This is a genomic window from Priestia sp. FSL H7-0729 (genome assembly GCF_038005685.1).
Lineage (GTDB): Bacteria > Bacillota > Bacilli > Paenibacillales > Paenibacillaceae > Paenibacillus.
In genome coordinates, this window is sequence record NZ_JBBOTQ010000003.1 from 411723 (window position 1) to 425383 (window position 13661).

12 protein-coding genes are annotated in these 13661 nt (G+C 45.6%); 3 read left to right on the forward strand and 9 right to left on the reverse strand.

The genetic code is table 11. The features are described 5' to 3' along the window. Positions 1 to 143: 143 nt before the first annotated feature. Positions 144 to 1187, reverse strand: coding sequence for a 2,3-butanediol dehydrogenase (locus tag MHH93_RS10805; RefSeq protein ID WP_500054043.1), 1044 nt, complete (start codon positions 1185 to 1187; stop codon positions 144 to 146). Between the two features lie 116 nt (positions 1188 to 1303). Here MHH93_RS10805 and MHH93_RS10810 point away from each other — a divergent pair, with 116 nt between their 5' ends. Beyond that, positions 1304 to 2209, forward strand: a complete 906-nt coding sequence (locus MHH93_RS10810; protein ID WP_500054044.1) for a LysR family transcriptional regulator — start codon at positions 1304 to 1306, stop codon at positions 2207 to 2209. A 178-nt stretch (positions 2210 to 2387) separates the two neighbouring features. Here the strand turns inward: MHH93_RS10810 and MHH93_RS10815 are convergent, their stop codons facing one another. The 3 genes from MHH93_RS10815 to MHH93_RS10825 all read right to left on the reverse strand — a co-directional run bounded on the left by MHH93_RS10815 (position 2388) and on the right by MHH93_RS10825 (position 6672). Then, entirely contained in the window at positions 2388 to 4142 is a 1755-nt protein-coding gene (locus MHH93_RS10815) for a methyl-accepting chemotaxis protein (protein ID WP_500054045.1), read from the reverse strand. A 300-nt stretch (positions 4143 to 4442) separates the two neighbouring features. After that, the gene (locus MHH93_RS10820) at positions 4443 to 5795 is read right to left on the reverse strand and encodes an amino acid permease (RefSeq protein WP_440387049.1); all 1353 of its coding nucleotides are present in this window, start codon (positions 5793 to 5795) and stop codon (positions 4443 to 4445) included. A gap of 421 nt (positions 5796 to 6216) precedes the next feature. Beyond that, a complete protein-coding gene (locus MHH93_RS10825) occupies positions 6217 to 6672 on the reverse strand; it encodes a GNAT family N-acetyltransferase (RefSeq protein WP_500054046.1) in 456 nt (151 codons plus the stop codon). Positions 6673 to 6853: 181 nt separating this feature from the next. On the opposite strand from MHH93_RS10825, the gene MHH93_RS10830 reads away from it, so the two are divergent. Next, on the forward strand, positions 6854 to 7429 hold the full coding sequence (locus MHH93_RS10830) for a GNAT family N-acetyltransferase (RefSeq protein WP_500054047.1): 576 nt from the start codon (positions 6854 to 6856) through the stop codon (positions 7427 to 7429). Continuing rightward, on the forward strand, positions 7426 to 7773 hold the full coding sequence (locus MHH93_RS10835; RefSeq protein WP_500054048.1) for a DUF1801 domain-containing protein: 348 nt from the start codon (positions 7426 to 7428) through the stop codon (positions 7771 to 7773). Before MHH93_RS10830 ends, MHH93_RS10835 begins: the two co-directional genes overlap by 4 nt. 191 nt (positions 7774 to 7964) lie before the next feature. Here MHH93_RS10835 and MHH93_RS10840 read toward each other — a convergent pair whose 3' ends face one another. The 5 genes from MHH93_RS10840 to MHH93_RS10860 form a co-directional block, all read right to left on the reverse strand. Continuing rightward, on the reverse strand, positions 7965 to 9269 hold the full coding sequence (locus MHH93_RS10840; protein ID WP_500054049.1) for a DUF1963 domain-containing protein: 1305 nt from the start codon (positions 9267 to 9269) through the stop codon (positions 7965 to 7967). A 112-nt stretch (positions 9270 to 9381) separates the two neighbouring features. After that, complete coding sequence (locus MHH93_RS10845; RefSeq protein ID WP_500054050.1) at positions 9382 to 10560, reverse strand: alanyl-tRNA editing protein; 1179 nt, start codon at positions 10558 to 10560, stop codon at positions 9382 to 9384. Positions 10561 to 10819: 259 nt separating this feature from the next. Then, positions 10820 to 11572, reverse strand: a complete 753-nt coding sequence (locus tag MHH93_RS10850; protein ID WP_500054051.1) for an iron ABC transporter ATP-binding protein — start codon at positions 11570 to 11572, stop codon at positions 10820 to 10822. Next, positions 11569 to 12633, reverse strand: coding sequence for an iron chelate uptake ABC transporter family permease subunit (locus tag MHH93_RS10855; protein WP_500054052.1), 1065 nt, complete (start codon positions 12631 to 12633; stop codon positions 11569 to 11571). The genes MHH93_RS10850 and MHH93_RS10855 overlap by 4 nt, the downstream gene beginning before the upstream one ends. Beyond that, the gene (locus tag MHH93_RS10860; protein ID WP_500054109.1) at positions 12630 to 13640 is read right to left on the reverse strand and encodes an ABC transporter permease; all 1011 of its coding nucleotides are present in this window, start codon (positions 13638 to 13640) and stop codon (positions 12630 to 12632) included. The genes MHH93_RS10855 and MHH93_RS10860 overlap by 4 nt, the downstream gene beginning before the upstream one ends. Positions 13641 to 13661: the final 21 nt, after the last annotated feature.

Here is a 13661-nt window from a genome sequence, read left to right on the forward strand (position 1 = left end):
TGAAGATAGCCAGTGAAGGATGCGTGTTCTATTTAAATAACGCGAAAAAAACCATTCATGCGAATGAACGGTCTTTTTCCCGATCTAAAATTTATATTTCAATTCCGTTGATATGAAAATCTATCCTCGTTAGTGACGAGCCTTTAGCCGCCAATCTCCACCAAAATCTTCGCATGGCTCTTGTCGCTCATCAACAGCTCAAGCCCTTCCTGCACGATGTCATCCAGTTTGATTTTCTTGGTGATGACCTGTTTCACATCGAGAGATCCTTCCGCAATCAATGAGATTACTTCAGGGAAAATGTGACGATAGGCCAGCGTCGCTGTCAGATTCGCTTCCTTCACCAGAAGATCAAAGAAGTTCACTTGGAGCGGATTAGGAATTGCGGCGATCACAACAACTTCTCCGCCTTTTTTGACAACCGCAACGGCACTGTCCATTGTTGGTTGTACTCCCGCTGCTTCATAAGCCACATCGATGCCGCCCGATTGTTGCAAAATCACTTCGGTTGCATTGACTTTGGCACTGTTCACCGGGATCGCTCCCAGCTTGGTTGCCAAGTCCAAACGTTCCTCAAATACATCGACTGCATAGATTTCAGATGCTCCTGCTGCTTTGGCAGACAGAATGGTCAATAATCCGATTGGACCAGCTCCGTACACAGCTATCTTGTTGCCCACTTTCAGTTTGCTGTGTCGAACCGCATGAAACGCTACTGCCGTAGGCTCTACGAGGGCACCTTCTTCGAAAGTTACGTTATCCGGGATGGGATGAACCATGTAGGCTTCAACAACAACATACTCCGCAAAACCACCATCACCATTCAGTCCAACGAATCCAAATTGAGTACATTGATTGTAGCGACCCTGGATACAGTACTCACATTTTCCACAGTGGTACAATGGCTCTACCACAACTCGCTGCCCCACACTGATACCGCTTACATTACTACCCAATTCACTCACGGTTCCTGCAAATTCATGACCCAATGTGAGCGGCGCTTTCTGTCCTGAGAGCGGATGATTCTCGCCTTCCTGAATCCCCACACCATGATGATAGGCATGCAAGTCACTGCCGCAGATCCCCGCATATTCCACTTTGATTTGGACTTGTCCTGCTTGAGCAACCGGAACCTCGCGATCTTCAACACGAACATCTTTATGGGCATACCATACTGCTGCTTTCATGAAGTTCATCCCCTTTATATGATTGTCTATATATTATATCGCTGTTCAAGTATTATTCATATTTATAGATACTAATGTTAACATTAGTTGTATTAATGCTAAATGGAGATGAACTCATGAATCTGGAACAGCTCGAATATGTCGTTGAAATTGCGAAGACACAATCATTCTCCGCCGCCTCGGAGCATCTGCATGTCACACAATCGGCGATCAGCCAATCGGTTCACCGTCTGGAGAAAGAACTGGGCTTGATCCTGTTCGAACGCTCGCGGCAGGGAACTCATCCCACTCCCGAAGGCAAACAATTCATTGCTAAGGCACTGGACATTTTGCAGCGGATTGATGAATTGAAATCCCTGAACGCAGAAGCCTCCTCTCTTAGCGGGGAGCTTCATGTGGCTACTTTTCCAAGTGTCATGCCCTATCTTGTTCAGTCTGCTGCAGATATGAAGCGTGAGCACCCGCTACTTAACATCTCCATTGAAGAGAAAGGGTCCATGGAAATTATCGAGGATATTCGCAATAACAAGACCCATCTGGGCTTTATCGCGATCTATGCCAAACAATTGCGGGAATTCGATGGACTTCACTTCAGTCCCATGTACTCGGGTAAGCTGGTAGTCGGTACACATCACCTGTCTGAACTTGCCAAGCACAGCCGTGTTTCACCTGATCAATTAAAAGAACACAAGCTGGCACTCTATCGAGATGGTTTCATCGAAGACTTCATCAAGGAATTCACCTATGATCATGGATCTCTGTCCATTCTGTTCAAAACAAATAATTCAGAAGCCATCAACATGGTGTTAAGAAACGATATTGCCGCCACCATTGGTCACGACTTTTCCTTTCACCAAAATCCATTATGGAAAGAAGGCATGGTGAAGATGGTGGAGATCGCCGGAATTGATCAACCCAAAATGCAAATTGGCTTCGTGCAGACGGAATCCAAGGAGGCTGCCGTAGCCGCGGAACGATTCGCCAGGCGCTTCAAACAGGCGATAGAGCTGGATCATCTATAAAAGTGATATGAAAAGCAAAAAGTGCCCCACGCCTCTGAAGGAAGTTTGGGGTACACACCAACTTCTCCAAGAACGGAGCACTTTTTTTGCATCACATCGTTACACTGGATATATAAACCAGGTTCTATTCTGCTGCCTCTTGTGTGACTATGGCTACAGCTTACTCCAGCTATAGAATCTATACTTTAACTTTGCGTACGGCTTCACTCATCTCGTTGGTCTGCTTCTCCAGCATAGTGGAAGTCTGCGCCACCCTGTCGAACATAGCCGACTGTTCACGCATCAAACGATAGATTTCATCCGAATGATCCGAGACCCCGGCTGAGATCTGCGAGATCGTATTGACGGAGGCTGCGGCCTCTTCCGATCCTGCCGAGATTTCCTCTGCCGCAGCGGAAACTTCTTGAATGCGACGAGTCACCAGTTGGAACGCATCAACCACATGGGCGAAAGCTTGCTCTGCTTCTGCGGTAATTGTAACCCCTTGTCCAATCTCGGTTGCGGTAACCCCCATTTGTGAGCCAATCTGTTGTGATTCTTGTTGGATGCGCAGTAGCAGATCCGAGATCAATTCCATCGATGTGCTTGAGGCCTCGGCAAGCTTCCGGACTTCATCCGCCACAACCGCAAAACCTTTGCCGTGTTCACCTGCATGTGCTGCCTCAATGGATGCATTGAGCGCAAGCAGCTTCGTCTGACTCGCAAAATCACGAACCGTGTGCAAGGCACCACCAATTTCCTGGGAGTAGTTGTTCAACACCTGAACCATCGCTACAACTTCTCCTGAAACATTCGATATGCTCTCCATCTGTGTTTTCATCAATGTCATGCTCTGTTTGCCCGACTCCGCCGTAGTCAGTGCACTTGTGGCCGCATCTGACACTACCATCGAGGATTCGGAAATATCCGTTATGCCTTTTGCAATCTCTTCCATCGCATGTGCGCTATCGCTCGCACCCTGCTTCTGCGTATGGGCACCCTGTCTAATCTGTTCGACAGACTGATCAACCGTCTTGCTCATCTGGAGCATCTCTTCGGTACTGACATTAAATTCCTTGGTTGATTCCGATAAAATATTGGTGGTTACTGCTACGCCTTCAACCATGTTACTCACGATCTCATTCAAATTCCCAGACATATGTATCATGGATTGGTATGTGTTTCCAATCTCATCTTCACTCCGCAAACGATACGACGTCAGAATTCGGTTGGCTTCTGCAAGCTCACCCTGTGCCATTTTTTCCACACTCGCCTTAAGTGGTTGAAGTGGCCGCAGCCCCCTCACGATAAACCACATGACAACGGCAATGCCTATAAGTGTAATTAAAAGCAGCAAAGCATAAAAAGGAATACTCGACTTCATAATATCTGACTCAATGCTTCCGATCACCGATACCGCCGTATCGATACCAATGACACCTGTTACAGCGCCATTCCTATCGAGCATAGGAGCATAAGAGGAAATATAGTCGCCATACTCCTCGTTGTTAATGATTGAAGAGCTGGCTGTTTGCCCCTGCAACAGCTTCTGTACAGCCTCCTGAGGGACATCCGTCACTTCATTAATCGGTGAGGCTTTATCTGCATCTTTCATGCCGTCCACCATAATAAGTGGCGTACCTTTGTCATCTATTTTGACGAAATAGACATACATGGCCCCGATACTTACGCGAAAATCATCCAGTTCATCACGAATCTTCAAGAACGCGTCATTCTCCTTGGGATCCTTGGCAAACTCGGCATAAGATGCGGTATCCAGTTGATTCACATAACTCTGAGCAATCTGGATATTGTAACTCGATATGGCCTCCTGCGCAGCCAGCTTCATATTAGCCACCTGTAACAGCATACTGCCAACGGCTATAATCATAATGACCAGTGTAACGACTGCAACAATGCGTACAACCAAACGTTTTCTAAAAAAACCGACCATCCGCTCCTCTTCCTCTCCCGTGAACCCAAGCCTTTTTGACTAGGCGTTACCCAAAAAACGCATGCTTGAAGCACTATGTATGGGAAAATAGTAAACGAATATGTCGAATTAGGCAAGAAAATATTGGGTTATCATAAAAACGCTATCATGGCTGTGGTAGCTTTGAAGAATGGAACGGTATTTTAACTTCATTTCGGAGGATTCGTATCGGTTCCTTACAGGGAAAAAAGATAGAAAAAACACCTCGGCACAAGCGCCGAGATGTTATATTGTTCTACATTTGTACACTATCCACTCATGCTAAACTGTTCGTCCATTCGTCTTTCTGAATCGAATCAGGGACCAGATCACCAGCAATGCGAGCACGGCCAGACAGATGCTAATGCTGAACCGATTGCCTGCATCAAACACAAACATCACTGCAATGACACTGAGACACAGCACCACAACTCCGGTTATATAAGGAAATCCCCAGACTTTGAAGGTTGGTTGAACCGGATATTTCTTCCGCAGCTTCAACTGTGATGAGGCAATACAGATCCACACCAGGATGACCACAAATCCCGGAACGGCAAGCAATACGCGGAACAGTTGATCCTGCGCGAACAGGCCAAGCATGGAACCTCCGAGCAATACAACGGCGCATACCAGCAAAGTATTAACCGGGCTGCCGTTACGATTCGTCTGTGACAATGCTTTCGGTGCTTCCCCACCCACTGCCATGGAGTGCATCATCCGGGATGCACCATAGATCCCTGAATTCGCAGCCGACAGAACTGCCGTTACCAAAATAAAGTTCATAATGTGCGCTGCTCCAGGCAGTCCCGTGGAGGCAAGTACCTGTACAAACGGACTGCTCTCCGGCCCGATCTCATTCCAGGGAATGAGACCACAGATGATGAGAATCGGCAAGGTGAAGAACAGAATAATTCTCAGCATGAAATTGCCCACGATTTTGGGCATTACTTTTTCGGCATTTTCCGTCTCCGTCAAAGTCAGACCAATGAGCTCCGATCCCCCATAAGAGAACATGACTACAAGCAGTGCCGAGAAGATCGAGGACCATCCGTTCGGGAGGAACCCGCCTGCTTGCGTATAATTTTGCAGATAAGGAGTGTTATCACTCGGGATAATGCCAAAGATCAACCCTGCACCCAGGAAGATAAAAATGATGATCATGGCAATTTTGATCCCCGCCAGCCAGAACTCAAATTCACCGAACACACCTACACTGAGCAGGTTAACCAGTATAATGAACGCCGCACAAGCCAGACTTAGCATCCACAGCGGTACTTCTGTGAACCAATACTGCAAAAAGCTCCCGGCGGCGATTACCTCAATGACACACACTGATAACCACAGAAAGCAGTACATCCATCCCATAACAAAGGAAACTCTGCTACCGAATGCTTCCTGCACGAAGTCTTTCATATTTTTGTTCTTATACACCGTAGCCATCTCCGCCATCGCGGCCATAACCACCAGCAGCAATAATCCTGCAAAAATGTACGTGACAATCACGCCTGGACCTGCGAGTCCAATCGTCTCTGCACTTCCTTTGAAAATTCCGGTTCCAATGACACCACCCATAGCCATAAAACTGATGTGTCTTGGTTTAAGCTTCTTCTGTAGTGTTCCTTCTGTCTGAGCCAATTCAAATCCTCCTGATGTAAAAAACGTCTGTACTGCTGTCTTGTTTCATAGACATAATGTCCAGTATACCCTATTGTTCATCAATCAGCCCAGTAGTTCCTTATGGCCAATTCATCCCAAGCATATACGGACATAACCTATGTTTTATACCCCACAATGGCATGGAGCAATCTGTATCCAATCCAGGTAAGCACCACAGCAATGACGGGACATCACACCAAGACAGCAAACAGCGGATTCATATGATCCAACCACCAGTAAATCATGCTTGTCTCCCTCCACCCTCTTCATAGCAAGGTTCAAGTTGCATCATTGCGTGTATTCTACACTTCTTCCAACTTAAAAAATGTACGATATGTTGCACAATAAAAAACCAGTGTCCTGTAAAAAAACAGAATACTGGTTTCTCATGCAAATCCATTTAGATTGTTTTTGTCATAAACGTACTGTTTGGATCCAATATATAATCCGCGAAAGGTTCGCAGTACTCGAATCCGAAATCCTCATACAACTTCCGTGCCGGGATAAATGAATCCATTGAACCCGTCTCCAGACTAATTCGCTTATAGCCACGCTCTGTGGCAACCTCCAGAATGTGATCCAAAATTTTTCTCGCTACGCCTTTTCTCAAGTGGGCTGAAGCCGTGCGCATCGACTTCAACTCTGTATGCTCTGGATCAAGTTCTTTGATAGCCCCGCAACCGAGCAAGTCTTCCCCTTCCCACGCACACCAGAATGTAATTTCAGGTTTCTTAAGCCCATCCAGATTCAACGCATGAATACTCTCCGGAGGCGAATCCGCTGCCATCCCTTGCAAGTGCTCCGCGATCAATGCCTTCACTTGTACTCCACTCAAATCATCCACTTTGATCTCCAAAACGTACCACTCCCGCCGACATTATTATTGGTTCTATCACTGAATGTATATCGATGATTTCATCTTACTACCGTGTTAGGTTTCATGACAAGAGCATACTTACATGCACTGAAATGTTCTATTGTGATCCACCTATAATTTCCAGTATGATGAGGCTATCAGATGCCAAAAGGTGACCCCTATGACACTCACAACGGACAACCTGTTTTATAGCAAACGATTGAAAATGACGCCGCCACGTCCTGAGGACGTGCAGATGATGCTGCAATGGAACGAAGACCCGGAGTACCTTCGGAATGTGGATACTGATCTTGCCATTCCCTATTCAGAGAAACAGTTGGAAGATGAGGGCGAGACAAAGAACAAGGAAGTGTACTTCAGACTTCGCACGCATGAAGAGGATACGCTGATTGGTTTTGTCGTCATTCATAGCATTGAATGGAACAACCGCTGCGGACAACTTGCCATTGGCATCGGACTTGCGGAACATCGCAATAAGGGATATGGCACGGAAGCGTTGAATCTTATTTTACGATATGCGTTCCATGAGATGAATCTGGACCGGGTTGGTCTCGATGTCATCGCCTACAATGCCAAAGCAATCCGTTCCTATGAGAAGGCTGGTTTTCAGTTGGAAGGTCGGGCACGCTCAGCTGTATTTCGTGATGGTAAACGTTACGACCGCTTAATGATGGGAATCCTAAGACCAGAATGGGAAACACACAATCAGTTCCATACGGAGGGTGAACAAGCATGACCAAGAATGTAGAAGTTACTGCGTTTATTGAACAGATTCAGATCCCCTGGCAAGTACAAATCGCTGAACAATTACGACAAATGGTACATGATACCATCCCAGACATACAGGAACGTGTACAATACAAGAAACCTCATTTTTTGAAAAATGGAAGTTACGCTGCGGTCATCTCTCCATCCAAACAAGCCGTGTCCTTCACCATCTTTCATGCAACTGGACTTGATCTACCCGATGGGATATTTGAAGGCCCGGAAGAACGCAAAACGATCAAGCTCAAGGAAAAAGATACACCGGATTATGAGTGGCTGGCTGGACTGCTGAAGCAGGCATCTGCGGAATTGTAGACGGATGTAGCACAGATAGCCCCTTCCATCCTGCGCAAGGCAAAATAAAGGGGCTTCCCATGAAGTCCAAGAACTTACGGGAGGCCCCTCTGTTATTGTTTGTCTGCGACTGTCATTTCAACCGATATAGCCTGTTATATTACTAGTTAAAATGACTGTTTATAATGGCTTATAATTATAGCTTTTCACCATCAGGATTGCTGGTATGATACGGCGGTCATCTGACACGGCTCACATATGAACATGTAGTACATACCCTCACCGTATTCCTCAACCTCGCCCCAATCCAGTTGTGCGACGGCCTTCATTCTCGTGGAACAGCTCGGACATGTTGGATACTCCGCATCCTGAACCCATCCCGGATGTCCGCCGACCTGAGATAGCGATGGCTCCATCGCCCATTCACTGGCATGGAATGCATGACGCGATGCATTCGCAATCCGAAACTGCTGGCCAACATCCGGTGCAAGTTTACCATAGTCGTCCAGGTCAATCTCGTCCATTCCCATAGGCATAACATTATGTGAGCTCCATAACGGTTCCCCTGCTCCCTCCACCTCCATGTAAACCACACCGTAACTGCTGCATATCACGCAGGTCTGGATTTGAAGTTGCTGAGTATGCCAAGAAACGTCCTTCAGAGCTGGATGCTTAATATCCAGACTAATTAAGGTGGTTAACGCACTACCACACCATGGACAGCAATTGGCACTAGGGGTCAGCAACGAGAATGAATCTCCGAATGATTCCACGTTAGTTCCTTCATTATCTTTTACTTTATAGAGTGAATAACTTGGGGTGATGAATAATTCCCTGCGCTGCCCGTCTTTCGTGAGCTCCCACCCCGCTTCAGTGGCGTAATGCTCTGGTGCAACGTACAACTCACTCGCCCACGATGGGTGAGACTGTCTCCACTGCCGGAACTGCTGCACAACAACATCATCCCCGATATGGGCCAGCATGAGCAATATGTGGTTCCGATTCTCATCATCGGTATTAACCTGCTGCAAGAGATGATCTCGCACTGCTGCCGAGGCGCTTTTATACAAAATGGCAGGATAATAGATCTCCTGTTCCAGCAGCTCAGGAATTTCGGCAGTCAACGATATATCATGGTAGCAGACCAGATATACCAGAATGTCTTTGCCCGTATCTTCATCACCTGTCCGAATCCGTTGCATCGCATAATCCTTCATCTGATCTTGTTGCTCTACAGACAAGGACAGATATACTTGTTCCTTAGATTGTTCATGTGGCACATAACGAATTAGCGGATCGCGAACCTGAGGTTCATGCATGATTTTCAAAATTTTGACCGGGTCTGTGATGTCTGCATATAAGTTCACGTCACGTCGATTCGCTTCAATGTATCTCTGGCGCTCCTCGCGTTCCATCTCCTGCTTGCAAGGCATGCAATAACCACCCGTTTTCGCCGCTGTTGCTGGTAAAATGGTATTTGCACACCCTTCCCGTATACACGGAATCCGTTCTGTCATTTTTCCACCTCCTCAAAATCCATGGAAAACACGCCACAATGTGACGTGTCTATTCCTTACTCCATATGTCTTCAATGCTGCTTGTCTCGTATACGTATCTGCAAAATACAGATCAGTGATGTCCCAACTGGTCCCTGGTGAATTCGTAAAAGGCTAGCGCATCTTCACTGCTGGCAAAGCCTGCCTGAGCCATTTTTTCACTGCCTCCACCTTTACCCTGGTATGCTCCAAGATTGCCTTTGAAGAAAGGTCCACAAGCCCATTCGGGCGGCTGTCCGTTCTGTGCCAGTACAACTTTGGCCTCTGATATACTGACAAAGAGCACAAGACCTTCATGATCTGCCGTCAGCTTGGTAGCCAGGCTCTGCATATCCTTGAGCGATTTGTCTTCAAAGACCTGAGCAATCACCAGCCCTTCGCGAGCAGCTAGAAGTTCCTCCGCATAATAGGCATCATTGGTTGTTTTCACTGCATTCAGCTCGGTTTGCAGCTGCTTTTGCTCCAGTTCCATTTTCTCAATGCGCTCTAATAACTCGTCCTTACTGGTCTTTAATTTAACCATGATGCTATTGAGCACGTTTTGTGTGGATGTGAATTCATTCAGCGCTCTTGTTCCACATTTGAAATAAATGCGGGTGCCGCCTTTCACTTTTTCGGTTTTCAACAGTTTGATAATGCCGATCTCACCTGTCGCCGATACATGTGTTCCGCCGCAGGCGTTATACTCCACACCCTCGATCTCGACGATGCGAATGTCTTCGGTTACCGTAGGTTGCTTCACCAGTGGCAATTGTGCAGCCTCTTCCGCTGTAACCCATGAAGTGTTGATGCGAGCGTTACGATAGATCTGGCGATTCACTTCTTGTTCAATGGCGGTCAATTGATCCGCACCCAGTTCAGCCGCAGCCACATCAATCGTGTCAACCTCCGTGCCAAGATGGAAACTGAGCGTCATCGCTTCAGTCAGCTTTAGCGTGATTGCCGATAACAAATGCTGACCCGTATGCTGCTGCATATGATCGAATCTGCGCTCCCAGTCAATCTCACAATGTACCTCAGTCTGTTCAGGGGCGCGTTCCAGCTTATGCCATACTTCACCATCTTCGATGTTCACATCCAGAACAGCGATGCCACCAATCTGTCCCAGATCACAAGGTTGTCCACCCCCATGCGGGTAAAAAGCTGTCTCTGCCAGCGTGACATATACACCGTCTTCCTTGTCTACTTTGCCTGTAATTGTTGTATGCCACTCTCTGGTATAAGCAGAGTCATAATAGATTTTTTGTGTCATTGAATCATCCCGATCCCTTCTCGTTCAAATGGGTTTTCATAATCTCCAGATTACACTATCTGGAACCGTCAAGCCAATTTATGGCATACAAAATCGCTTTCCATATCCAAAATAACGCTCTGTGAGCGAAATACCTTTTGAACAAGAAAGAAAATTTTGCAGGAGGATTCTCGGCATTGAATAAAAAAAAGCAGAGTGAATAATCACTCTACTTTCTGAAAGCCATCTAAACAAACAAATTTTCATTAAAAACTTGTAGCTAATAGATCGCTATCGGTCCATAAGGACCCTCAATAATTTCAATTTTCGTGTCAAAAATATCTGTTAAAATTTCGGGGTCCATCACTTCTTGTACGGTTCCAAAAGCGGCGATTTGACCATCTTTCATCGCACATATTCGATCCGAGTATTTGGCGGCAAAATTGATATCATGCATAACCGTCAGAATGGTTCTTCCGAATTCATTAGCAGCATATCTCAAATGCTCCATCATCCGCACAGAACGGGCAACATCCAGATTATTCAGAGGCTCGTCCAAAAGTACATATTCCGTCTCCTGACACAAAACCATTGCGACATAGGCTCTTTGCCTCTGACCACCAGAAAGCTCATCCAAATATCTATTTTCCAGATCAGTTAAGTCTAAAAAATCAATATATTTAGAAATAATAGCTTCATCCTCATTCGTTAATCTTCCCTTGGAATATGGAAACCGTCCAAACCCGGCAAGTTGTCTAACGGTAAGCCTTGTGACAAAGTGATTCTCTTGTCGTAAAACCGTTACAATCTTGGCCAGGTCCTTTGATTTGGATGTGGAAACATCCATATTGGCCACCTTAATCTGACCTTCATCCAAATCCAAAAGTCTTCCGATCATCAGCAGTGTCGTCGACTTCCCCGCACCGTTTGGTCCGATTAAAGAAGTAAGACCAGCTTTGGGTATATGAATATTCAAAGGGCCGATCTCTACCTCGGCTGCATAGGACTTTTTGACATTATTGATCTGTATCATAAAGAACCCTTCCTTAATATCACAATTAAAAATGTTAGTCCACCAACCAATTCTATAATGATGGAGACAACACCTTGGGCATTGAAAACATGATTCATAATAAAGTATGCACCGGTTAAGATCACAAACCCTATCGCAAGAGCCATTGGGAAAACATATCTGTGATCATAGGTTTGCGCAGCCTGATAACTCAAAATCGCAACTAAAAATCCATAGAAAGTAAGGGGTCCAACCAAAGCCGTCGAAATGGCCATCAAAATGGAAACCAGGACCAGCGTATAAATCACACCACGTTGATGTTTAGTTCCTAAGGAAGTCGAGACATCCTTACCCAGTGACAGTACATTTAACCTCTTGGCATTAGCAAGCAGCAGGATCGCTGCAATGATGACGATAGGAATCGCAATCGGGAAGTAGGCCGAGTCCGCATTATTCACAGAAGCAAACATTCTTGCCTGCAAAATATCAAACTCGGACGGTGCAAGAAGTCTTCTCATAAAAGAAGATACGGACCTCAGCCCGGTCCCAATGATAATACCGACCAGAAGCAAAAGTTGTAGATTGCCGTATTTTCCGGAGAGCAACCATCCATAAAGGATCAGACACATGATGACCATAGCAGCAATCTGATATAAAAAGGAATCAACACCGCTAAAATTCACAAATACCGTCGCACCAAGGAAAAATATGGTACTCGTATGAATAGTTGAATAAATAGCATCAAATCCTAAAAGGGACGGAGTGATAATTTTGTTATTCGTAATCGATTGAAAAGCAACTGTTGATAAACTTTGGCAAATTGCAGCGATCAGCATGGAAACCACAGCAACTACCCTTCTTGTAACGACAGGTATAAAAGAAGGCGAAGACACCGGCACCGGATTGTTGTAAACCAGTAATCCCACTGATGCAGAAACGCCCAGAACAATCAATGTTATCAGCAAAATCCAATAACGCTTTTCTTCCTTCTTGGTACGGAAGGCTCTAGCTGATCTTTTTTTAGGACGACGGCTAGAATCGATTTCGATATTTAGTGGATTTCTACTTGCTAAGTCGCTCATCTTATCCTCCTTGTTGACCGCCTTTGTCTTAATAAAATGACAATGAATACGACGGCTCCCACTGTTCCAAGGATCATCGAGACAGGTATTTCAAACGGCATGATAATGACACGAGACAGGATATCACACACAATGATGCTGCCCATCCCTAATAAGCACACCCAAGGCAGATTACTCCTGAGATCGTCACCCCTAAACATGGAAACAATATTGGGGACAATTAACCCTAGAAAAGGCAAATTCCCAATGACAGCTGCAACGATTCCAACGGCTAGTGAAATAAGCGCAGTACCCAAAAGAATGATCCTGTCATAATTTACGCCAAGACTGGTAGCGACATCCTCCCCTAGTCCGGCTAATGTTAGCCGATCAGCAAAAACAAAAATAAGAATAGTCACCAATACAATAAGCCATAAATATTCATACCTGCCAATTTGCACAGATGAAAAGGAGCCCACAAACCAGCTTTCAATATTTTGAGTCATCTGGAATACAAGTCCCACGAAAGTTGAAAATGCAGAAATGACCGCTCCAAGCATCATCCCAATAATGGGGACAACCAGAGATGAACGGAGTTTAACTTTCTTTAAAAACATAAAAAAAATCATCGTTCCTATAAAAGAAAAAATGATTGCGCCAGTCATTCTTAGCGTTAAACTCGGGGCAGGAAAGACCAAATAAATAAACATGATCCCCAGACCTGACCATTCCATCGTTCCTGTTGTCGTAGGTTCCACCAAGCGATTCTGTGTAATAAGCTGCATGACCAGTCCGGCCATTGCCATGGCGGCACCGGTAAGCATTAATGCAACAGTTCTTGGGACACGCGTAATGAAGAACATCTCCATTCCATCCGCTTGTCCTCGTATGTCATAGACTCCAATAAGCAGAGATGTAATGCCTAAAATAATAGTGGCTATAATCGCAATGATAAAAGGTATGGTCCATAGCTTTTTGGGATTATGACGCTGGGGTTGAGAATTCTCAACCCCAGCTATTTTGGGTATTAAATTTTTCTGCACTGCAGC

Coding starts and splice junctions, on each gene's coding strand:
- MHH93_RS10805 (WP_500054043.1), bottom strand. CDS start 1,187: ATGAAAGCAGCAGTATGGTATGCCCATAAAGATGTTCGTGTTGAAGAT.
- MHH93_RS10840 (WP_500054049.1), bottom strand. CDS start 9,269: ATGACAGAACGGATTCCGTGTATACGGGAAGGGTGTGCAAATACCATT.
- MHH93_RS10855 (WP_500054052.1), bottom strand. CDS start 12,633: ATGAGCGACTTAGCAAGTAGAAATCCACTAAATATCGAAATCGATTCT.
- MHH93_RS10850 (WP_500054051.1), bottom strand. CDS start 11,572: ATGATACAGATCAATAATGTCAAAAAGTCCTATGCAGCCGAGGTAGAG.
- MHH93_RS10845 (WP_500054050.1), bottom strand. CDS start 10,560: ATGACACAAAAAATCTATTATGACTCTGCTTATACCAGAGAGTGGCAT.
- MHH93_RS10810 (WP_500054044.1), top strand. CDS start 1,304: ATGAATCTGGAACAGCTCGAATATGTCGTTGAAATTGCGAAGACACAA.
- MHH93_RS10835 (WP_500054048.1), top strand. CDS start 7,426: ATGACCAAGAATGTAGAAGTTACTGCGTTTATTGAACAGATTCAGATC.
- MHH93_RS10830 (WP_500054047.1), top strand. CDS start 6,854: ATGACACTCACAACGGACAACCTGTTTTATAGCAAACGATTGAAAATG.
- MHH93_RS10815 (WP_500054045.1), bottom strand. CDS start 4,142: ATGGTCGGTTTTTTTAGAAAACGTTTGGTTGTACGCATTGTTGCAGTC.